The 239-nt window shown below is 79.9% G+C and carries 1 protein-coding gene; it reads right to left on the reverse strand.

Going from position 1 to position 239, the window contains the following annotated elements:
• The coding region (locus GTW43_RS10690) for a hypothetical protein (protein WP_161301412.1) at positions 1-239 on the reverse strand (239 nt) is incomplete at both ends.

A 239-nucleotide genomic window follows, 5' to 3' on the forward strand; every position in this document is an offset into this window, starting at 1 on the left:
CAGGCCGCGACCGTGGTCTTCTCGGCGTCCGAGGCGGCGAGCGCGGCGCGGGCCGGATCGGCGTCGGGCGCGCTGTCGTCGAGCCAGCCGGCCCGGACGGCCTCGGCGGTCTCCTGCTCGACCTCGGCGAGCCGCTGACGCAGGTGCCCGAGCTCGCTGCGGGCGCGCTGGGCCTCGGTCGCGGCGGCGGTCGCGTCCTGGTGGGCGGTCTCGCCCGCCTCCTGGAGGACGGCCGAGCG

Source organism: Streptomyces sp. SID5785 (assembly GCF_009870065.1).
In the GTDB taxonomy this organism is placed as follows: Bacteria; Actinomycetota; Actinomycetes; order Streptomycetales; family Streptomycetaceae; genus Streptomyces.